This is a genomic window from Actinomadura sp. KC06, assembly GCF_004348735.1.
Lineage (GTDB): Bacteria > Actinomycetota > Actinomycetes > Streptosporangiales > Streptosporangiaceae > Spirillospora.
The window spans coordinates 36,353-55,741 of sequence record NZ_SMKT01000015.1; the positions used below are offsets into that span (position 1 = coordinate 36,353).

Here is a 19,389-nt window from a genome sequence, read left to right on the forward strand (position 1 = left end):
GTGCGCAGCCGGGGACGTCCCGGCCACGTGCCGAGGCGGAGGAGGTCGGCGGCATGGCACTCAAGCATCCCCGGCACGACGGGCACGGCGGCCGGGACCTGGAGGTCAACCCGGTCTTCAGCCGCGAGCCGCTGCGGATCCACCGGTACGCGCTTCCGGCCGGGGAGATGGAGCCGGGCACCGCGTACCAGATCGTCCACGACGAGCTGATGCTGGACGGGAACGCGCGGCTGAACCTGGCCACGTTCGTGTCGACGTGGGCGGAGCCGGAGGCGCTGCGGCTGATGGCCGAGTGCGCCGAGAAGAACATGATCGACAAGGACGAGTACCCGCGGACGGCCGAGCTGGAGCTGCGATGCGTCCACATGCTCGCCCGCCTCTGGCACGCCGAGGACCCGCGCCGCGCCGTCGGCTGCTCCACGACCGGGTCGAGCGAGGCGGCGATGCTCGGCGGGCTCGCCCTCAAGCGGCGCTGGCGGAAGCGCCGCCGCGACGCGGGCGAGCCGGCCGACCGGCCCAACCTGGTCATGGGCGTGAACGTGCAGATCTGCTGGGAGAAGTTCGCCGACTACTTCGAGGTCGAGCCCCGCTACGTGCCGATGGAGGGCGACCGGTTCCACCTCGGCGCGCGGGAGGCGGCCGAGCTGTGCGACGAGAACACGATCGGGGTCGTCGCCGTGCTCGGATCCACGTTCGACGGCAGCTACGAGCCCGTCGCCGAGATCGCCGCCGCGCTCGACGACCTGGAGCGGCGGACCGGCGTGGACGTCCCGATCCACGTGGACGGCGCGTCCGGCGCGATGATCGCCCCCTTCCTCGACCCGGACCTGCGGTGGGACTTCCTGCTGCCGAGGGTCGCCTCCATCAACACCTCCGGGCACAAGTACGGCCTCGTCATGCCCGGCGTCGGCTGGGTGCTGTGGCGCGACGAGGACGCGCTGCCCGACGACTTGGTCTTCCACGTCAACTACCTCGGCGGGGACATGCCGACGTTCGCGCTGAACTTCTCCCGTCCCGGCGCGCAGGTCGTCGCGCAGTACTACACCTTCCTCCGGCTCGGGTTCGAGGGGTTCCGGCGCGTCCAGCGGACGTGCCGCGACGTCGCCACCCGCCTCGCCGCCGAGATCGCCGGGCTCGGCCCGTTCGAGACGCTCACCGACGGCGGCGACCTCCCGGTGTTCGCGTTCCGGGTCAAGGACGACGCCGACCGGTTCACGGTGTTCGACGTGTCCGCGGCGCTGCGCGAGAGCGGCTGGCTGCTGCCCGCCTACACCTTCCCCGAGAACCGCACCGACCTGGCGGTGCTGCGCGTCGTGGTCCGCAACGGGTTCAGCCACGACCTCGCCGACCTGCTCCTGGACGACCTGCGCCGCGTCCTGCCCCGGCTGCGCGCGCAGGACGCGCCGCGCCGGCACGCCGCCGACCCCGACGGCGCGGGCTTCGCGCACGGCACCGAACCGAAGAAGGCCAGCGCGCCGAAGAAGGCCGGGTCAGCGCGGCGCCCTCGGCAGCCCTAGGCCGATCATCGCGATCAGCTCGCGCTGGATCTCGTTGACGCCGCCGCCGAACGTCAGCACAAGCGCGCCCTTGGCGAGCCGGTCGGTCGCCTCGACGAACGCCGCGGTCTCCGGGTCGCCCGGGTCGCCGTACCGGGCGAGGACGTCGCCGACGATCCGGCCGACCTCCTGCACCCGCTCCGAGGCGTAGATCTTGGTGGCGGACGCGTCCGGGGCGCCGAGCCAGCCGAGGTCCTGGTTCGCGGCGACCTGCCAGTTGAGCAGCTCGTTGACGCGCAGGTAGGCGTACACCCTCGCGACCGCGCGGCGGACGGCGGGCGTCTCGATCAGCGGCCGCCCGTCCGGCCCGGCGGTGGTGCGGGCCCAGCGCTCGAACCGGACGTGGACGTGCCCGATGTTCCCGGCCGGGCCGAGCGTGACCCGCTCGTGGTTGAGCTGGTTGACGATGAGGTCCCAGCCCTTGTTCTCCTCGCCGATCAGCATGTCCGCCGGGACGCGGACGTCCTGGAAGTACGTCGAGTTGGTGTGGTGGCGGCCGTCCATCGTGATGATCGGCGTCCAGGAGAAGCCGGGATCCTTGCAGTCGACGATGAACATCGAGATGCCCTTGTGCTTCTTCGCGTCCGGGTCGGTGCGGGCCGCGAGCCACACGTAGTCGGCGGTGTGCGCGGCCGACGTGAAGATCTTCTGGCCGTTGACGACGTAGTGGTCGCCGTCCCGGACGGCGGTGGTGCGCAGCGCGGCGAGGTCGGTGCCCGCGCCGGGCTCGCTGTAGCCGACCGCGAAGTGGCACTCCCCGGCGAGGATGCGCGGGATGAAGAACTCCTTCTGCGCGTCCGTCCCGTACTGCAGGATCGTCGGCGCGACGGAGTTCAGCGTGATGAGCGGGTAGGTGACCTCCGCGCGGGCGATCTCGTTGGCGAAGATCGTCTGCTCGACCGGGCCGTAGCCGCGGCCGCCGTACGCCTTCGGCAGCGCGACGCCGAGCATCCCGTCGCGGCCGAGGCGGCGGCAGTGCTCCAGGAAGGCGGGGCCGAACGGGTCGTCCAGGATGGCGGCGCGCTGGTCCTCGTCGAGGCAGTTCTCGAAGTACTCGCGCAGTTCGGCGCGGAGCTTCTTCTGCTCGTCGGTCAGGTCGATGAACATCACGCCTCCTGTGGGAGCGGCTCGCCCCGGGCGAGAAGCTCGCCTAGCGCGTCGAGGCTGTCGTCGGCGCCGCCGAGCAGGTGCGCGTACTGCCTGCCCCAGGCGAAGTAGCGGTGCAGCGGATACGTGACGTCCAGGCCGATGCCGCCGTGCAGGTGCTGGCAGGTGTAGAGCGCCTCCACGACGGGGCCGCAGGCGTTGTAGGAGGCGACGGCGAGGACCTCGTCGGTGTCGGCGGCGCCTTCCGCGAGACGCCACGCGCCCGCCCAGACGGCCACGTCCAGTGCGCGCTTGGCGATGTAGACGTCGCCGATCTGCATGGTGACCGCCTGGAACTGCGCGAGGACGCGGTCGAACTGCTCGCGCGTCTTGACGTACTCCTTGGTCAGCTCCAGCGCGCCTTCGATGACGCCGGACGCGACGGCCACCGCTCCGGCGACGGCCGTGCGGCGCAGGGTGTCCCAGGCGGCGCCGTCGGCGGTTCCGCCGAGCAGGGCGTCCGAGCCGACCCGGACGCCGTCGAGCGCGACGCGTGACAGCGGCTCGGTGGTCGCCGAAGGCTGCCGCGTGATCGTCACGGCGGCCGGCTCCACGAGGAAGACGCCGATGCCGTCACCCTCGACACGGGCGGGGATAAGGATGCGTGATGCCTCGCGCGCGTACGGCACGAACGTTTTCACACCGTCGAGGACGAATCCGTCGCCATCCCGCCGCGCCGTCGCCGTGACCTCACCGGGCGGGCCGGTCTCGCGGTACGCGCCCGTCAGGACGGTCTCTCCTTCGGCCAGCGGCCCGAGCAGGGCGCGTTGTGCGGCGGTGCCGTACCGTCCGATCGGGACGGCCGCCAGCGCGAGCGACGCGTACACCGGGACGGGAGCCGTCCTGGCGCCGACCTCCCGCAGGAGGACGGCGAGCCCGACCGGCCCGAGTCCTGCGCCGCCGGCCTCCTCCGGCAGGACGGCCCCGAGCAGCCCGGCCCGGGCGAGGGCGGTCCAGGTCGCGGCGTCGTACGGGGCGCCGTCCCGCTCGGACGCCTCCAGCCGCTCGCGCGCCGCCTCGCGGCCGAGCACGCCCGCCGCGAGCCCCTGGAGCTCCCGCCGGGTCTCATCGAGGTTGAAGTCCACCCATCCGCTCCCTTCCGGACAACGCGAAAGTAGAACAGATTCTAGTCTGTGTCCAGGGGCGGTATCTGGCCACACAACCGTGGTCGGCCGATTTGATAACACGTTCTTGTGCGGGCTGTATCCTTGGGGGGACGCGCCGGGTGACCGACCGACCGCAGAGAAGGGATCGACCGTGACCGCAGAGCCGACAGTGACCGGGGACGAGACCCGGGGGCAGGCGGCCGGCCCCGCACGGCAGACGGGCGTGCGCTCCCGGAGCCAGCACCAGCGGCGCAAGCGTATCGTCCAGGCGGCCGCGGCGCTCGCGTCCCGCGGCGGTATCGAGGCCATGCAGATGCGCACCGTCTCCGAGCGGGCCGGGGTCGCGCTCGGCACCCTCTACCGCTACTTCCCGTCCAAGATGGACCTGGTCGTCGCCGTCGTCAGCGAGGAGCTCGACCTCCTCGAAGGCAGCATCGAGCGGCGCCCGCCGCGCGCCGGCGACCCGCCGCAGCGCGCGGTCGAGGTGCTGATGCGCGCCACCCGCGGGCTGATGCGCGAGCCCGAGCTGGCGGAGGCGCTGATCCGCTCGCTGCTGCTGTCGGACGTCAAGACCGACTTCGGCGAGCGGATGACCGGGCTGCTCCTGCGCGCCGCGTCCGGCACCCCGGAGACCGCGCCCAGCTCCCAGGAGACCGCGTCCGGCTCCGCGGAGACCGCGCCCGGCGACATCCCGGCCGACGACCCGCGCCGCCTCGTCGCGCGCGCCCTCGCCGGCATCTGGACGATGGAGATGATCGAGATGCTGCGCGGCAACGCCACCGCCGAGGAGATCCAGGCCCGGCTGGAGATCTCCGCCGCGCGCCTGCTCATCGACGCCTGAAAAACGCCCGGTGACGGACGGCCACCGTCCGTCCCGGCGCCTTCGACTCGTATCGAATCAACATTGAAATACCACTTGGAAGCGATTTATTGCTGCGGGTTATACGCCGCCTTACAGTCCCGGCATTGGGCGCCCACCTCTCCCAACCCCCACCCCCACACAGGAGAGTTCACATGGCCCGCAAACACCTGCTGCTGGGCATCACGGTCGGGACCTGCCTGGCCGCAGCGCTGGCGACCCCGGCGCTCGCGGACACGGCATCCCCGGCCACGCAAGCACAGGCCGCGGCAAAGACGCCGCGTCCCATCGGTCCCGTAGGAAAGACCGCCGCCATTCAGAAGAACCTCCGGATGTCCCTCGGATCCGAGTTCGGAGGCGCCTGGGTGAAGAACGGCTCCCAGGTCGTCGTCGCCACCACGGACGCCTCGACCGCCGCCGCGATCACGGCGGCCGGCGCCAAGCCGAAGGTGGTGAAGTACAGCGAACGGCAGCTCGGCGGCGAGCTGGCGAAGCTGAACAAGCACTCCAGGTCGGCGGCGAAGTCCGTGACCTCGTGGTACGTCGACGCCGAGAGCAACACCGTCGTCGTCAACGCGTCCAGCACGGCCGCCGCGAAGCGCTTCGTGAAGGCCAGCGGCGTGAACGCGTCGGCCGTCCGCATCGTCCGCTCGACGGAGAAGCCCCGCCTCGTCTACGACATCATCGGCGGCGAGCGGTACTGGACGACCCAGTACGGCTGCTCCGTCGCGTTCGCCGTCACGGGCGGGTACATGACCGCCGGGCACTGCGGCGACACCGGAGAGGCGACGCAGGGCGCCAACCGGGTCGCGCAGGGCACGTTCGGCGGCTCCTCGTTCCCCGGCAACGACTACGCGTGGGTCGACACCAACAGCCAGTGGACGCCCACCCCCAAGGTCAACAAGTACGACGGGAGCTACGAGACGATCCTCGGCGCGACCGAGGCCCCCGTCGGCACCCAGGTGTGCCGGTCGGGCGGCACGACCAACACGCGGATCTGGTGCGGCCCCATCCAGCAGCGGAACGCGACCGTCAACTACCCCGAGGGCACCGTCACCGGCCTGATCCGCGCCAACGTCTGCGCCGACCCCGGCGACTCCGGCGGCGCGCTGTTCACCCAGACGGGCGGGCAGGCGCAGGGCATCACGTCCGGGACGTCCGGGAGCTGCAACAACGGCCAGGACAGCAGCGACCAGACCTGGTTCAACCCGGTCGGCGAGGTCCTGCAGATCCTCGCGCAGGACGGCCGTGAGCTCATCACCGAGGACGGCGGCCCCGGCCCCGGCACCTGCGACGGCCACGAGACCCGCGTGACGGACTCGCTGACGTCCGGCGCCAGCGACTACCAGCCGAGCGGCAACTACACGACGACGACGTCCGGCGCGCACACCGCGTGCCTCGACGGCCCCGACGGCGTCGACTTCGACGTCTACCTGCAGAAGCTGAACGGGACCACCTGGCAGACCGTCGCGCACTCGATCAGCCCGACGCCCGACGAGAGCATCAACTACAACGGCGCCGCGGGCACCTACCGGTACCGCGTCCACGCCTACAGCGGAAACGGCGAGTACACGTTCGCCTTCAGCAAGCCGTAATACGCAGTAGCAGGGCACGAGAAACTTCCCCGGCCGCCTCTCCCCTTTTGGGCGGCCGGGGATGCTTTTCAAGTGCCGTCCACCCCTTCCCCAGTAGCCTGGGCGTCGAAATGCGCCCGGCCCGAGCCGGCCGGCGCCGGGACGAACCGGCCGGATCCAGGATGAGAAGGTGTGCCAGTGACCGAGCAGGAACCGATCCTCAGCGACGGGGTCATCATCGAGTTCGTCGATGGCAAGGACGTCCCCGTCCAGCACAAGGACTTCGGTGAGCGGGCCGTCGTCATGCGCGACGCGAAGAACCCGGAGGGCCCGATCCTCTACTTCACCGAGGCCGAGTGGGACGCCTTCATCGCGGGCGTCAAGGACGGCGAGTTCGACGACCTCCTGGAAGACCCCACCGAGGCTTCCTGACCAGGATGAGCATGCCCCCGGCGACGCGTCGCCGGGGGCATGCTCATGCGCGGGATGCCTAGGGACGGGTGAGCGCGTCCCAGCGGGAGCTGAGGTCCTGCTCGGCGTCCGGGGCGAGGTCTCCGAGGAGGCGGAGCCGGGCGATGCCGCCGTCCGGGAAGATGTCGAGCCGGACGCTGGTGACCTCGGGCGAGGAGAGCCGGAAGCGGTGCCGGGTGTCGGGCTGAAGGCGGGTCCGCGGAAGGAGCGTCCAGGACGGGGCCGGAGTGCGCCGGTCGTCGAAGCCGGTCAGCGCGAACTCCGCCGGGGCGTTGAACTTCAGGTTCGTGGTGTCGATCTCGGCCAGCCTGATGACGCCCGGGGCGGCGAGCCGGATCAGGGCCCAGTCGTGGCCGCTGTTGCGCCGCCTGGCCGTCTCCCAACCCTCGGCCTGATTGCGGGCCAGTCCGGGATGCAGCATGTTGTCCGGAGACGAGTAGAACATGTCGGAGCATTCGACCACGCGGGCGCCGTTCTCCAGGGCGGCCAGGTCGACGGTCAGCCCGGTCAGGTACTCGGGGTCCGGGACGACGTGGCCGTGGACGCGGAGCCGCGCGATGCCGCCGTCCGGGAACATCGCGAGCCGGACATGGGTGAACACGCGTCCGGTCTCGGCGGCGGCGAACTCGTGGACGGTGTCGCCTTCCAACGGGCTCTTGGGGACGATCTCGACCCAGTCGGCGTCCAGCAGTTCGGCGGGCGACGGATGGCCGTCCGCGAAGCACGCCTCGACGGACGCGTGCGGCGGGAAGTTGCCCTTGAACCAGGCGGTGTCGATGACGACGCCGATGATCCTGCCCGGGAGGCCGAGGCGGATCAGCGCCCGGTCGTGGCCGCCGTCACGCCGCCGGGCGGTCTCCCAGCCGTCGTACTCCTGCCCTTTCGGGCCGAACGTCTCCGGGCGGAAGGCGGGCGCCCACGGGTTGAGGAGGTTCTCCTTCGCCGCGAACGACTCGTCGCTCGCGGCCATCACCGAGCCCCCGAGGGTGCGGACGGCCAGGTCGGGCAGCGAGCTGAAACCGGTCATGGCGCTTCCGCTGCTTCCGGCCGACTGAGCAGGCGTCCGAGCGGCGCGTCCGACACCGGAACGCCGCGGAGCCATGTGGACTGGACGACCCCGGTCAGCGTCCGGCCCTCGTAGGGGGTGACGGGATGGCGGTGGCGGAGGGCGGCGGGATCGACGGTGAAGGTCTCGTCCGCGGCGAACGCGACGAGGTCGGCGTCGTTCCCCACGACGATCCCGCCCTTGCCGGGGACGCCCGCGAGCGCCGCCGGGCCTTCGGACATCCAGCGGACGACGTCGTGCAGGGTGTGGCCGCGTGCGCGCGCCGCCGTCCAGACGGCGGGCAGCCCCAGCTGGAGGGACGAGATCCCGCCCCACGCCGTGGCGAAATCGCCGCGCTTCAACTCCGGCGTGCAGGGTGAATGGTCGGTGACGACGCAGGAGACGACGCCCGAGGCCAGGCCCTGCCAGAGCAGTTCGCGGTTGGCGGCGTCGCGGATGGGCGGGCAGCATTTGTGCGCCGGGCCGCGGGCGTCGTCCGCGCAGAAGGTGAGGTAGTGCGGGCAGGTCTCGGCGGTGACGGGCAGCCCGTCCGCCTGGGCCTTCGCGAGGACGTCCAGGCAGTCGGCGGCGGACAGGTGCAGGATGTGGGCGCGGACGCCCGTCTCCTCCGCCAGCCGTACGACCTGCTCCACCGCGAGCCGCTCGGCGGACGCCGGACGGGACGCCAGGAACTCCGCGTACCCGCCGCCCGACGGCGACGTCAGCGACGCCGGATCCTCCGCGTGGACGATGACGAGCCCGCCGAACGAGGCGATCTCCCGGAACGCAGCCCGCATCTCCTCGAACGCGAGCGGCGGGAACTCCGGGACGCCGGAGTCGGACGTGAAGCACTTGAAACCGAACACGCCGAGGTCGTGCAGCGGGCGCAGCGCGGCGAGGTTGCCGGGGACCGCGCCGCCCCAGAACCCGACGTCGACCGCGCACGCGCCCTCCGCCGCCTCGCGTTTCGCCGCCAGCGCCGCCGGGTCGACGGTCGGCGGGAGCGCGTTGAGCGGCATGTCGACCAGCGCGGTGACGCCGCCGGACGCGGCGGCGCGGGTCGCGGTCGCGAAGCCCTCCCATTCGGTGCGGCCCGGCTCGTTGACGTGCACGTGCGTGTCGACCAGGCCGGGCAGCAGCGCGACGTCCCCCAGATCGATCCCGGTGCCGGTGTAGGGACCGATCGCGGAGATGCGGCCGTCGCGGACGGACACGGCGGCGGGACGCTCACCGTCCGGCAGGACGGCCCGGCGCGACCTGATCACGAGATCGTCCACGTCAGTCCCCCTGGACGATGTGCTCCGGCCGGACGGGCACGCGGGCCAGCGCCCGGCCCGTCGCGGCGCGGATCGCGGCGACGATCGCGGGCGTGGACGACAGCGTCGGCGGCTCGCCCGCCCCGCGCAGCCCGTAGGGCGCCTCCGGATCGGGGTTCTCCAGGATGTCGAGCCGCATCGGCGGCATGTCGAGGATCGTGGGGATCAGGTAGTCGGTGAAGGACGGGTTCCGGACGACGCCGTCCGACACGACGATCTCCTCCATCACCGCGAGCCCGAGGCCCTGCGCGGACCCGCCGTGGATCTGCCCTTCGACGCCCGTCCGGTTGATGATCTTGCCGACGTCCTGGACGGCGGCCAGCTCGATCACCTTGACGAGCCCGAGGTCGGCGTCCACGTCCACGACGGCGCGGTGGACGCACAGGGCGAGCTGCGTGTGGCTGCGCCCCTGCCCGGTGACCGGGTCCATCGCGGTGGTGGGACGGTGGTGGTACTCGCGGGTCTCCTCGATCACGGCGTCGCCGAGGACGTCCTCGACCGTGCCGAGCACGCCGTCCGCCCGCGAGACGATCTTCCCGCCGACGACCGCGAGGTCGGCGCGGCCGAGGCGGCGGGCGGCGAGCGCGAGGAGCCCGGCGCGGACCGCCTCGCAGGCCGCCTTCACAGCGCCGCCCGACATGTACGACTGGCGGGACGCGCTGGACGAGCCCGCGTCGCCCACCCGGTTGTCGGCGGGCGCGATCGTGACCCGCTGGACGCCCAGCTCCGTCCGCGCGATCTGCGCCTGGATCGTGACGAGGCCCTGCCCGACCTCCGCCGCAGCCGTGTGCACGAGCGCGGTCGCCTCGCCGCCGATGACCTCCAGCCGGACGCGGGCCGTGGAGTAGTCGTCGAAGCCCTCCGAGAAGCAGATGTTCTTGATGCCGACGCCGTATCCGACGCCCCGCACGACGCCCTCGCCGTGCGTCGTCTGCGACACCCCGCCCGGCAGGTTCCGCAGGTCGGACGGGTCGAGCGGTGGCGGCAGCGGCATCGCCTCCAGCCGGGTCAGCATGTCCGCGAGCGGCGCCGGGGACTCGATGACCTGCCCGGTCGCGAGCTTCGAGCCGCGCGAGACGGCGTTGCGGCGGCGGATCTCGACCGGGCCCAGCCCGCAGGCCGCGCCGAGCCTGTCCATCATCGACTCGTAGGCGAAGCACGCCTGGACCGCCCCGAACCCCCGCATCGCGCCGCACGGCGGGTTGTTGGTGTAGACGCCGTACGCGTCGATCCTGATGTTGGGGATCTCGTACGGGCCGACGCCGAGGGACGCCGCGTTCCCGACGACGTTCTTCGTGGACGAGGTGTACGCGCCGCCGTCCAGGACGATCTCGACGTCGGCGTAGAGGAGGCGTCCGTCCGCCGTGGCGCCGTACTCGTACCGCATCAGCGCGGGATGCCGGTGGACGTGCCCGAAGAACGACTCGTACCGGTTGTAGGACATCTTCACCGGCTTGCCGGTGTGCAGCGCCAGCATCGCGGCGTGGATCTGCATCGACAGGTCTTCGCGTCCGCCGAACGCGCCGCCCACCCCGGCGAGCGTCATGTGGACCTGCTCCTCGGCGAGGCCGAGGCACGGCGCGATCTGCTTGACGTCGTTGTGGATCCACTGCGTCGACACGTACAGGTCGACGCCGCCGTCGTCGGACGGTATCGCCAGCCCGGACTCCGGCCCGAGGAACGCCTGGTCCTGGATGCCGACCTCGTACTCGCCCGCGACGACGACCTCGGCTCCGGCCTTCGCCGCGTCCACGTCTCCGACGCGGACGGGCTGGTGCCGGGTGATGCCGCCGAGGTCCTGGACCTTCAGGCCCTCCGGGTCGGCGATCACGGCGCGCGGGTCGGTGATCGGCTCCAGTACCTCGTACCCGACGACGATCTTCTCCATCGCGCGGCGGGCCGTCTCGGGGTGGTCGGCGGCCACCAGCGCGACCGGCTCGCCCTGGTGCCTGACCTGGTCGATCGCCAGGACGGGCTGGTCCTCGACGTGGTCGATGCCGAACATCTTCCGGCCCGGGACGTCCTCGTGGGTGAGGACGGCGCGGACGCCGGGCAGCGCGAGCGCCGGGCCGATGTCGATCGACCTGATCAGCGCCCGGGGGTGCGGGCTGCGGAGCGTCGCGCCCCACAGCATCCCGTCCATCCACAGGTCGGACGCGTACGCGAACTCGCCGGCGACCTTGAGGGTCCCGTCCGGGCGGAGCGGGCTCTCCCCCACGCCGCCCAATCCGGGAGCCGCCACATGCCCCGGGCTCTTCACTGGGGACGCCATCAGAGCACCTCCTCCGCGAGCTTCATCAGGCGGCGATGGGCGGCGGCGCCGCGGCGTGCGGCCTCGTCCTGCGGGACGGTGACGAGCATGTCGTCGTCGACGACCGTCCGCCCGCCGACGAGGAGGCGCTGCAGCGGCGGCGTCCGCCCGAACGCGAACGCGACGACCGGGTCGTCGACGGCGGCGTGGAAACCGTCCACCCGCCACAGCGCGATGTCGGCGAGCTTGCCCGGTTCGAGGGTGCCGAGCTCGTCGTCGCGGCCGAGGCAGCGGGCCCCGCCGAGCGTCGCCATCTCCAGCGCCTGCCGGGCGGTCAGCGAGGTCGGCCCGTACCGGGCGCGCTGCAGGTAGATCGCCTGGCGCAGCTCCCCGGCCAGCGGGACGAGCTCCGCCGACGCCGGCCCGTCCACGCCCAGGCCGACCGCCGCGCCCTCCGCGAGCAGGTGCGACACGCGGGCGATCCCGGCGCCGAGGCGGGCGTTTGAGCTGGGGCAGTGCGCCGTGCCGGTGCGGGTCTCGGCGAGCCGCTTGACGTCGGCGTCGTGCAGGTGGACGCAGTGCGCGAGCCACACGTCCGGGCCGAGCCAGCCGATCGATTCCATGTACTCGGCCGGGGTCATGCCGAACTGCTCTCTCGTGTGCTCCTCCTCGTCCAGCGTCTCCGCCAGGTGGGTGTGGAGCCTCACCCCTTTGCCGCGCGCCAGTTCCGCCGATCTCAGCATCAGCTCTTTGGTGACGGTGAACGGGGAGCAGGGCGCGACGGCCACGCGCAGCATGGAGCCGGGCGACGGGTCGTGGTTCCGGTCGATCGCGGCCTCGGTCTCGGCGAGGATCGTGTCGATGTCCTCGACCACCTCGTCCGGCGGCAGGCCGCCCTGCGACTCGCCCCGGTCCATCGAGCCGCGGCACGGGTGGAACCGGACGCCGATCTCCCGCGCCGCCTCGACCTCCGCGGCGAACAGGTCGCCGCGCCCCTTCGGGAACAGGTAGTGGTGGTCGGTGGACGTGGTGCAGCCCGACTTGGCGAGCCAGCCGAGGCCCGCGCTCGCCGCACCGGCCACGACCTCGGCGTCCATCTTCGACCACGGCTTGTAGAGCGTCGTCAGCCACTCGAACAGGGTGCTGTCGACGGCCATGCCCTGGCTCGCCCACTGGTAGAGGTGGTGGTGTGTGTTGATCAGGCCGGGGGTGGCGAGGCATCCGCCGCCGTCGATCCTCTCGCCGTCCTGCGCGGGTGCCTTGCCAGGGCCGACGGCCGTGATCCGGTCGCCGTCGATGACGATGTGGCCGTTCGCGTACTCGTCGCCGGAGACGGTGACGACGTGCGCGTTCTCGATGATCATCGCGCGGCCGCCTTCCGCTCCGCCGCCAGGCGCACCGCGTCCAGGATCTTCTCGTAGCCGGTGCAGCGGCACAGGTTGCCCGCGAGGGCCTCGCGGATCTCGGCGTCGGCCGGAGCGGGGTTCCGTTCGATCAGGTCGTGCGCCTGGACGATCAGCCCCGGCGTGCAGAACCCGCACTGGACGGCCCCCGCCTCCAGGAACGCCTCCTGGACGACGTCGAGCCGCTCGTCGCCAGGCGGACCCTCCGCCAGGCCCTCGACCGTGCGGACGTCCCGTCCCTCCGCCTGGCCGGCCGCGACCAGGCACGCGCAGGCCGGAACACCGTCGAGATAGACGGTGCAGGAGCCGCATTCGCCCTGCTCACAGGCGTTCTTGGAGCCCGGCAGGCCCATCCGCTCGCGCAGCATGTAGAGCAGGCTCTCGCCCTCCCACACGTCGTCCACGACCTCGTGCGAGCCGTTGACCGTGACGTTCACGCGCATCACGAAGCCTCCCTTCCGGTGGTCGCGGCCATGTGGTCGTTCCAGGCCCAGGCCAGGGTGCGGCGGGCCAGCACCGAGAGGGCGTGCCTGCGGTAGTCGCCCGTCCCGCGGACGTCGTCGATCGGCGACGCCGCGTCGGCGACCAGCGCTCCGAACCGGCGCGCCGCCGATTCCCGGAGCGGGCCACGGCCGTCCCAGTCCAGTTCCTGTCCGATGAATTCCTCGGCGGCCGGGGCGCGGAGCGGTGTCGGCGCGGCTGAGCCGAGGCCCGTGCCGACGCGGCGCTCCGCCGGATGCAGCGCGATCGCGAACGAGCACACGGCGATCACCATCGCGTTCCGGGTGCCGATCTTGGCGAAGTACTGCGGGCCGGACGCGGGCGCCGTCCAGAACGCGCGGATCAGCTCGTCCGGTTCGAGGGCACTCCGCTTCACGCCGGTGAAGAACTCCGCGACCGGGATCATCCGGACGCCGCGCGCCGCCGACTCCGCCTCGATCACCGCGCCGGCGGCGAGCAGCGGCGGATGGCCGTCCCCGGCGGGCGACGCGGCGCCGAGGTTGCCGCCGACCGTGCCGCGGTTGCGGATCTGCGGCGAGCCCACCGTCCGGGACGCCTGGGCCAGGCCGGGCAGGCGCGCGCCGAGCTCCGTGATCAGGCGGGTGTACGGGACGGCGGCGCCCACGCGGAGCCGTCCGTCCGCCATGTCCCATTCGGCGAGCTCGCGGACCCTCGTCAGGTCGAGCAGCGCCTCCGGCCTCCGCGCGTCGAAGTTGATCTCGACCATGACGTCGGTGCCGCCTTGAAGGGGCAGCGCGCCCGGAAGTTCGGCCTTCGCGTCGAGCGCTTCTCTCAACGTCGCCGGTCGCAGGAATTCCATCGCTCTCAGTTCCCTACTCCCAGGCGGACGCCGCGTGCGGCGCGTCGTCGTTGAGGACGGTGCCCTCGATCAGCCCGTACGGGCGGTCCGCCGCGAAGTACACCTCGTTGTCGTTGTCCATTCCGAACGGCTCCAGATCGACCAGGAAATGATGCTTGTTGGGCATCGACAGCCGTATCTCGCAAAGCTCGTCTCGTTCGTCCAGTACCCGGCGGCCCATCTGGAACAGCGTCTGCTGGAGCGACAGGCTGTGCGTTTCGGCGAACGCGTGCAGCATGTGGTGGCGGGCCGCGCGGTAAGAGTCGTCCCAGTCGCCGGTTTCGGTGCCGCGGTGGCGCCATCGGGCGGTGACGGCGGTCGCGAGGACGCGGTCGTCGGTCGGGGCGAGCGTCGTGTACTCGTCCTGGATGAATCCGTGGAATTCGCTGCCGGTCGAGTTCAGGACGACCAGGTCTCGAAGCCCGGAGACGACGGATTCGGCGCCGCCGTCGCCGTCGCTGTGGATCAGCGCCGTCCGGATCTCACCGCCGTTCCGGACGAACGAATGCCCGCCCGCGATGCGATCCCAGGAGTACTCGTGGATCTCCACGCGGGCGTGGTTGATCGTCGGCTGGGAGTCCACGAAATGGCGGGCGAGCAGGAGCCCGAAGTCCTCGATCGTCTCGACGCCGTGCTTCTTGGCGAACGCGAACACGGTGTTCTTCTGGCTGTCCGTCGGCAGGACGGCCGCGTTGTCGCCGGTCAGGTGCGTGTCGGCCATCGCACCGGAGAGGGAGACGCTGACGTTCACGTCCTTGATCCCATGCAGCCCGCCGGAGCGCGTGACGCGGACGACGCGCGTTTCCGCCTTCCCGTAGCGGTTGGGGCCCAGCACGATGCCCATGTCGCTAGCTCCCTCGGTAGGTCGAGTAGGCGAACGGGCTGATCAGGAGCGGGACGTGCAGATGCCGTCCGGGGTCGGTGATCGTGAACGCCACGGCGACCTCCGGGAAGAAGTCCGACAGGCCGGACGTGTCGAACACCAGGCGGTACGTTCCGGTATTCAGCTCCGTGTCCCACTCCTTGATCCGGCCGTCGCCGTCGGTGCGGGCGGCGGCGAGTGTCGTCCAGCCGCCGCCGTCCGCGTCGCGCCGCTCCAGCCGGACGGTCGTCCCGGCCGCCGGCAGCCCCTTCGCCGCGTCCAGCACGTGCGTCGAAAGACTCACGATCTCCGCTCCCCCGCCAGCCTGGTCAGACGAAGATCCACGATCTTCGCGAGCTCCCTCCGGACGACGGCCCGCTCGGCCTCGGCGTCGTTGCCCAGGCGATCCCGGAGGTCGCCGAGCATCTCCGCGGCGGTGCGTCCCGTCGCGCAGATCAGGAACACGTGGCCGAAGCGGTCCTCATAGGCTCGGTTCCCCTCGATGAGGGCGGCACGCACGTCCGGGGCCGCGCCGTCCATGCCCGACTGCTCGGCCCGCGACCAGCCCCCCACGCGGTCGCCGATGCGGGGATGGGCGGCGAGGGCCTCCTCCACGTCGGGCCAATCGAGGTCGTCCAGCGCCGCGGCCCCGGCTTCGCGCAGCTCGGTCAGGTCGCGATAGCGCCGTCCCGCGACCGCCTTCACCCAGCGGCGGGACGCGCAGCACTCGAACAGGTCCGCTTCCGTGAACAGCACCCGCGCCTCCCTCGTTGCATGCAGTACACACAGCCGCCCGTGCGGTGGTCGAGAGACAGGACGTCCGAACTGTGCTGCCGTTCGACCGCGACCCTTTGTAGGTTGCTACATGTGAAGCTGCGCGCCCTGCTCGCCATGCCCGAACTGCGGCTTGAGGTCGTCGTCGGGGATGACGCCGGGCTGGACCGGCCGATCCGCTGGGTCGTCACCACAGACCTCCTCCACCCCGGCCGCTACCTGCGCGGACGGGAACTGATCCTCACCGGCCTCGTCTGGCGGTCGGGCCCCGCGGACTCCGAGACCTTCGTCCGCGCCCTCGCCGACGCCGGCGTGTCGGGCCTCGCGGCGGGGGAGTTCGCCCTCGGCACCATTCCGGACGATCTCGTCGACGCCTGCCGCCGGCACCGGCTCCCGCTGTTCAAGGTCCCGGAGGACGTGGCGTTCGCGACGGTCACCGAGGAGGTCGTCCGGCATCTGTCCGGCGCCCGCGCCGCCGATCTGACCGCCGTCCTGGACCGGCACCGCCGACTCGTCGAGGGCACCGGGCTCGGCGCCGTCCTCGACCTGGTCGGACGCGACCTCGGCATGCGCTGCCACGTCCTGACCGCCACCGGGCGGCTCGTCGCCGGTCCGCGGCTGCCCGACGCCGACGCCGCCCGGCTGGCCGGGGCCTTCCTCCGCGCGCCCCGCCTGCCCGAGTACGCGGCCGGTCTCGACGCGTCGATCTTCCCGGTCGGCGAGGGGGCCCGGAGCCGGGCGGCCGGCTGGTTCATCGCGTGCGAGGGCGACTTCGCCGACTGGCCCGCGGAGCGCCGCGCCCTCACGGGCGAACTCGCCGCCATCGTCGCGCTTGAGCGGGCTCGGCTGGACGACCGGCTGAGCGACGAGGGCCGCCGCGCCCAGGAGATCGTGACCGCCGTCGCGACCGGTGGCGGCGGGCTCGGAAACGCCGGTGAGCTGGAGCGATCCGGGTTGGCCGCCGGAGTCCCCGTGGCCGCGGTCGCCGCTTCGGGACGGGACGGGACGGACGCGGGCGAGCTGCGCACCGTCCTCGCCGAGATCCTTGCGGGTGCGCGGCCGATGGTCGGCCTGGTGGACGACGAGGTCATCGCCCTGGTCCCGGCGCCGGCCGGCGACGATGTCGCCGGTGCGATCGAGGACGCGCTGAACGCCCTGGCTCCGGGCCTCGCGGGCGGCGGTGCCGCGGTCGGAGTCAGCGGCATCGCCGAGGCGCCGGACCTGCGCGGCATCGTCGAAGAGGCCCGCCAGGCGCGCCGGCTCGCGGCCACCCGTTCTTCTCCCGTGTGCGTCGTCCGGCACGACGAGCTCGCCACTCATGTCCTGCTGCTGGCCAGCGTTCCCGATGACGTCCGGGAGATGTTCAGAGTGCGTCTCCTGGATCCGCTGCATGCTTATGACAAGGTGCACGGCGCCGACCTCGTCCGGACGCTGGAGACGTTCCTGCGGCATTCCGGGTCTTGGACGCGCGCCGCCGACGAGCTCCATTTGCACGTCAATTCGGTGCGCTATCGCATTCAGCGCGTCCAGGATCTGACCGGCCGCGACCTGTCGCGACTTGAGGACCAGGTCGACTTCTTCCTCGCCCTTCGGCTCGGATAGGTGCGGACGAATCCATGAGTCGTGTAGACGACCGGCCGTCCGGACGGTGGAGCGCGGCGATCGACGCCCTCGCCGCGAGCCTCGGCGCCCACCTCGGCCAGCGGGTGACCGTGGTGGGCTCGTCCCAGATCGAGGACGGGTTCTCCTGCCTCGTCCGAGGTCCGGAGCCGTCCGGGTCAACCCTCCAGATGGCGTGGGAGGGGGTGCTCGGTATGCAGTACTTCGAGGGAAAGCCGGACATCAGCGTGTCGCTGTTCCTGTACAGCCGGGGTCGCCGCCTGCGGCTGGACGACCAGCCCGGCAGCTACTTGGGAATCGTCTACGAAGGCCCCTTCGACGGCTCGGGTACGTGGCGCGACATGGGCTGGCTTCAGGACGACTTCGGCGAATTCGACGCCCACGACCATTACGGCGGCTGACCACACCCACGGGGTTTCAGGACGTGTGGCGCAGGATGGCCGGGACGACTTCGTCCCACGTCCGCCGTGGAAGTTCATTGCCCATCCCGGAGACGGTCAGCAATTCGGCACCGGGAATTTCGGCCGCCAGCGCCTCGCCGTTGCCGAGCGGGAAGAACGCGTCGTCCTCGCCATGGATCACGAGGGTCGGCGCGGAGATGCCGCCCAGGCGCTCTCGCCAGCGGGGTTTGCTGTCGAGGGCGGCGAAGACGGTCGCCATCTGATTGGCGCGGTGGGCCTTGCCCGGGTCGGGTGTTGCGGGCGTCCGGTCGTAGATCCGTTCGATGTCCTCGCGCGCCTCGTCCTCATCGAAGAACTTGCCGGAAAGATGGCGGGCGCTCTCGATCATGAAGGCGACCACGGAGGCGCGGTCCGTCCAGTCGACCTCGGGCGGGTTCATGAAGTGCGCCATCAGCTCGGGTGCGTGCTCGGGCAGGTCGGCGTCGTTAGGGCCGGGCGCGGTGGGCCTGGTGGCGATCAGCGTGAGCGTGGTGACGCGGGCGGGGTGGTCGAGGGCGAGGAGCTGCGCGATCCAGCCGCCGACGCCGAAGCCCACGACGTGCGCGGACGGCAGGTCGTGGGCGTCGAGCACCCCGGCGGCGTCCGCCACCAGGTCGCGCAGCGTGTAGGCGGGGGCCTCGGGGTCGGCGAACGTGGACCGGCCGGTGTCGCGCAGGTCGTACCGGACGACGAACCTCCGCAGCGCGGCGACGCGCCCGCAGAGGTCGTCGGGCCAGGTGAGCATCGTGTTGCCGATCAGCAGGACGGGCGCGTCACCCGGATCGCCGAACGTCTCGGCGCACAGTTCCACCCCGTTGGCCTTGATGAATTTCTCCATGATGGGTTGGACTGCCCGGGCGTCCGAAACTCATCCCTGCTTGGCCATGGCGTTCAGGGCCTCGGTGATGTTCGCCTCGGCGGCGGCCTTGTCGATGCCGAGATCGGAGAGGACGCCGGATCCGTCCTCGAACTCCAGGAGGGCGAGGAGCATGTGCTCGGTGCCGATGTAGTTGTGCCCGAGGCGGAGGGCCTCGCGGAACGTCAGCTCCATCGCCTTCTTCGCGTCCGCGTCGTACGGGATGAGGTCGGGGACGTCGTCCGCCTCCGGCGGAAGCGCGGCGGTGGCGGCCTGGCGGACGTCGTCGAGCAGGACGCCCTGCGCGAGGATCGCCTTGGCGGCGAGCGCCTTCGGCTCCGACAGCAGGCCGAGCACGATGTGCACGGGCCGGATCTGGTCGTTGCCCGCCGCCTTGGCCTCGTTCATCGACGCCATGACGACGTCGCGGGCCCGCGCGGTGAACCGGGAGAAGCCCTGGGACGGGTCGAGGTCGCCCTGCCCCTTCGGCACGAAGCGCTTCTGCGCCGCCTGCTTGCTGACGCCCATGCTCTTGCCGATGTCCGTCCAGGACGCGCCGGAGCGCCTGGCCTGGTCGACGAAGTGGCCGATGAGATGGTCGGCGACCTCGCCGAGGTGCTCGGCGGCGACGACGGCGCTGGACAGCTGTTCGAGGGCGTCGGTATGGACCTTCTTGATGGCGTTGATCAGGTCGTCGAGGCGGACCTGACCGGTCGGCTGCACGGGTTCGGTCATGCGTCAACCATAGGT

Annotated in this window: 19 protein-coding genes; 6 read left to right on the plus strand and 13 right to left on the minus strand. The window is 71.7% G+C overall.

The features are described from left to right. Positions 1–53 precede the first annotated feature (53 nt). Positions 54–1,517 (plus strand): glutamate decarboxylase, encoded by a 1,464-nt coding sequence (locus E1287_RS07780; protein ID WP_131964157.1) that lies wholly within the window; start codon positions 54–56, stop codon positions 1,515–1,517. On the opposite strand, the gene E1287_RS07785 is transcribed toward E1287_RS07780, so the two are convergent. After that, positions 1,491–2,663 carry an acyl-CoA dehydrogenase family protein gene (locus E1287_RS07785; protein ID WP_131964158.1) on the minus strand — a complete coding sequence of 391 codons (1,173 nt, stop codon included), beginning with the start codon at positions 2,661–2,663 and terminating at the stop codon, positions 1,491–1,493. The two genes, E1287_RS07780 and E1287_RS07785, sit on opposite strands and share 27 nt — an antisense overlap. Further along, positions 2,663–3,787, minus strand: a complete 1,125-nt coding sequence (locus tag E1287_RS07790; RefSeq protein ID WP_131964159.1) for an acyl-CoA dehydrogenase family protein — start codon at positions 3,785–3,787, stop codon at positions 2,663–2,665. Before E1287_RS07790 ends, E1287_RS07785 begins: the two co-directional genes overlap by 1 nt. A 244-nt stretch (positions 3,788–4,031) precedes the next feature. Between E1287_RS07790 and E1287_RS07795 the strand changes: the two genes are divergently transcribed. From E1287_RS07795 to E1287_RS44615, 3 genes are all read left to right on the plus strand, one after another. Continuing rightward, complete coding sequence (locus E1287_RS07795) at positions 4,032–4,649, plus strand: TetR family transcriptional regulator (protein ID WP_131964200.1); 618 nt, start codon at positions 4,032–4,034, stop codon at positions 4,647–4,649. A gap of 173 nt (positions 4,650–4,822) precedes the next feature. Continuing rightward, positions 4,823–6,262, plus strand: a complete 1,440-nt coding sequence (locus E1287_RS07800; protein WP_131964160.1) for a S1 family peptidase — start codon at positions 4,823–4,825, stop codon at positions 6,260–6,262. A gap of 177 nt (positions 6,263–6,439) precedes the next feature. After that, complete coding sequence (locus E1287_RS44615; RefSeq protein ID WP_207934073.1) at positions 6,440–6,673, plus strand: DUF397 domain-containing protein; 234 nt, start codon at positions 6,440–6,442, stop codon at positions 6,671–6,673. Between the two features lie 58 nt (positions 6,674–6,731). Here E1287_RS44615 and alc read toward each other — a convergent pair whose 3' ends face one another. From alc to uraD, 9 genes are read right to left on the minus strand one after another with little or no spacing between them, the layout of a single operon-like run. Then, entirely contained in the window at positions 6,732–7,739 is a 1,008-nt protein-coding gene (alc, locus tag E1287_RS07810; RefSeq protein WP_131964161.1) for an allantoicase, read from the minus strand. Then, positions 7,736–9,034: an allantoinase AllB gene (gene allB / locus E1287_RS07815; RefSeq protein WP_131964162.1), complete on the minus strand. Its 1,299-nt coding sequence runs from the start codon at positions 9,032–9,034 to the stop codon at positions 7,736–7,738. Before allB ends, alc begins: the two co-directional genes overlap by 4 nt. A gap of 1 nt (position 9,035) precedes the next feature. Further along, positions 9,036–11,345: a xanthine dehydrogenase subunit D gene (gene pucD / locus E1287_RS07820; RefSeq protein WP_131964163.1), complete on the minus strand. Its 2,310-nt coding sequence runs from the start codon at positions 11,343–11,345 to the stop codon at positions 9,036–9,038. After that, a complete protein-coding gene (locus E1287_RS07825) occupies positions 11,345–12,688 on the minus strand; it encodes an 8-oxoguanine deaminase (protein ID WP_207934074.1) in 1,344 nt (447 codons plus the stop codon). The genes pucD and E1287_RS07825 overlap by 1 nt, the downstream gene beginning before the upstream one ends. Beyond that, on the minus strand, positions 12,685–13,170 hold the full coding sequence (locus E1287_RS07830; RefSeq protein ID WP_131964164.1) for a (2Fe-2S)-binding protein: 486 nt from the start codon (positions 13,168–13,170) through the stop codon (positions 12,685–12,687). Before E1287_RS07830 ends, E1287_RS07825 begins: the two co-directional genes overlap by 4 nt. Beyond that, complete coding sequence (locus E1287_RS07835; RefSeq protein WP_131964165.1) at positions 13,170–14,048, minus strand: FAD binding domain-containing protein; 879 nt, start codon at positions 14,046–14,048, stop codon at positions 13,170–13,172. Before E1287_RS07835 ends, E1287_RS07830 begins: the two co-directional genes overlap by 1 nt. A 13-nt stretch (positions 14,049–14,061) precedes the next feature. Beyond that, the gene (pucL, locus tag E1287_RS07840) at positions 14,062–14,931 is read right to left on the minus strand and encodes a factor-independent urate hydroxylase (protein WP_131964166.1); all 870 of its coding nucleotides are present in this window, start codon (positions 14,929–14,931) and stop codon (positions 14,062–14,064) included. Positions 14,932–14,935: 4 nt separating this feature from the next. Next, positions 14,936–15,256 carry a hydroxyisourate hydrolase gene (gene uraH, locus E1287_RS07845; RefSeq protein WP_207934078.1) on the minus strand — a complete coding sequence of 107 codons (321 nt, stop codon included), beginning with the start codon at positions 15,254–15,256 and terminating at the stop codon, positions 14,936–14,938. Beyond that, a complete protein-coding gene (gene uraD / locus E1287_RS07850) occupies positions 15,250–15,705 on the minus strand; it encodes a 2-oxo-4-hydroxy-4-carboxy-5-ureidoimidazoline decarboxylase (protein ID WP_243718728.1) in 456 nt (151 codons plus the stop codon). Before uraD ends, uraH begins: the two co-directional genes overlap by 7 nt. A gap of 111 nt (positions 15,706–15,816) precedes the next feature. Here uraD and E1287_RS07855 point away from each other — a divergent pair, with 111 nt between their 5' ends. Continuing rightward, a complete protein-coding gene (locus tag E1287_RS07855) occupies positions 15,817–17,325 on the plus strand; it encodes a PucR family transcriptional regulator ligand-binding domain-containing protein (protein ID WP_207934075.1) in 1,509 nt (502 codons plus the stop codon). A 14-nt stretch (positions 17,326–17,339) separates the two neighbouring features. Further along, the gene (locus E1287_RS07860) at positions 17,340–17,744 is read left to right on the plus strand and encodes a hypothetical protein (RefSeq protein ID WP_131964169.1); all 405 of its coding nucleotides are present in this window, start codon (positions 17,340–17,342) and stop codon (positions 17,742–17,744) included. 16 nt (positions 17,745–17,760) lie between these two features. On the opposite strand, the gene E1287_RS07865 is transcribed toward E1287_RS07860, so the two are convergent. Together E1287_RS07865 and E1287_RS07870 are read right to left on the minus strand one after the other, a co-directional pair. Then, on the minus strand, positions 17,761–18,621 hold the full coding sequence (locus tag E1287_RS07865; RefSeq protein WP_131964170.1) for an alpha/beta hydrolase: 861 nt from the start codon (positions 18,619–18,621) through the stop codon (positions 17,761–17,763). Between the two features lie 30 nt (positions 18,622–18,651). Next, a complete protein-coding gene (locus E1287_RS07870) occupies positions 18,652–19,374 on the minus strand; it encodes a Clp protease N-terminal domain-containing protein (protein ID WP_131964171.1) in 723 nt (240 codons plus the stop codon). Between the last annotated feature and the right edge of the window lie 15 nt (positions 19,375–19,389).

Coding starts and splice junctions, on each gene's coding strand:
- E1287_RS07780 (WP_131964157.1), top strand. CDS start 54: ATGGCACTCAAGCATCCCCGGCACGACGGGCACGGCGGCCGGGACCTG.
- E1287_RS07785 (WP_131964158.1), bottom strand. CDS start 2,663: ATGTTCATCGACCTGACCGACGAGCAGAAGAAGCTCCGCGCCGAACTG.
- E1287_RS07800 (WP_131964160.1), top strand. CDS start 4,823: ATGGCCCGCAAACACCTGCTGCTGGGCATCACGGTCGGGACCTGCCTG.
- alc (WP_131964161.1), bottom strand. CDS start 7,739: ATGACCGGTTTCAGCTCGCTGCCCGACCTGGCCGTCCGCACCCTCGGG.
- pucD (WP_131964163.1), bottom strand. CDS start 11,345: ATGGCGTCCCCAGTGAAGAGCCCGGGGCATGTGGCGGCTCCCGGATTG.
- E1287_RS07825 (WP_207934074.1), bottom strand. CDS start 12,688: ATGATCATCGAGAACGCGCACGTCGTCACCGTCTCCGGCGACGAGTAC.
- E1287_RS07830 (WP_131964164.1), bottom strand. CDS start 13,170: ATGCGCGTGAACGTCACGGTCAACGGCTCGCACGAGGTCGTGGACGAC.
- E1287_RS07835 (WP_131964165.1), bottom strand. CDS start 14,048: ATGGAATTCCTGCGACCGGCGACGTTGAGAGAAGCGCTCGACGCGAAG.
- pucL (WP_131964166.1), bottom strand. CDS start 14,931: ATGGGCATCGTGCTGGGCCCCAACCGCTACGGGAAGGCGGAAACGCGC.
- E1287_RS07860 (WP_131964169.1), top strand. CDS start 17,340: ATGAGTCGTGTAGACGACCGGCCGTCCGGACGGTGGAGCGCGGCGATC.
- E1287_RS07865 (WP_131964170.1), bottom strand. CDS start 18,621: ATGGAGAAATTCATCAAGGCCAACGGGGTGGAACTGTGCGCCGAGACG.
- E1287_RS07870 (WP_131964171.1), bottom strand. CDS start 19,374: ATGACCGAACCCGTGCAGCCGACCGGTCAGGTCCGCCTCGACGACCTG.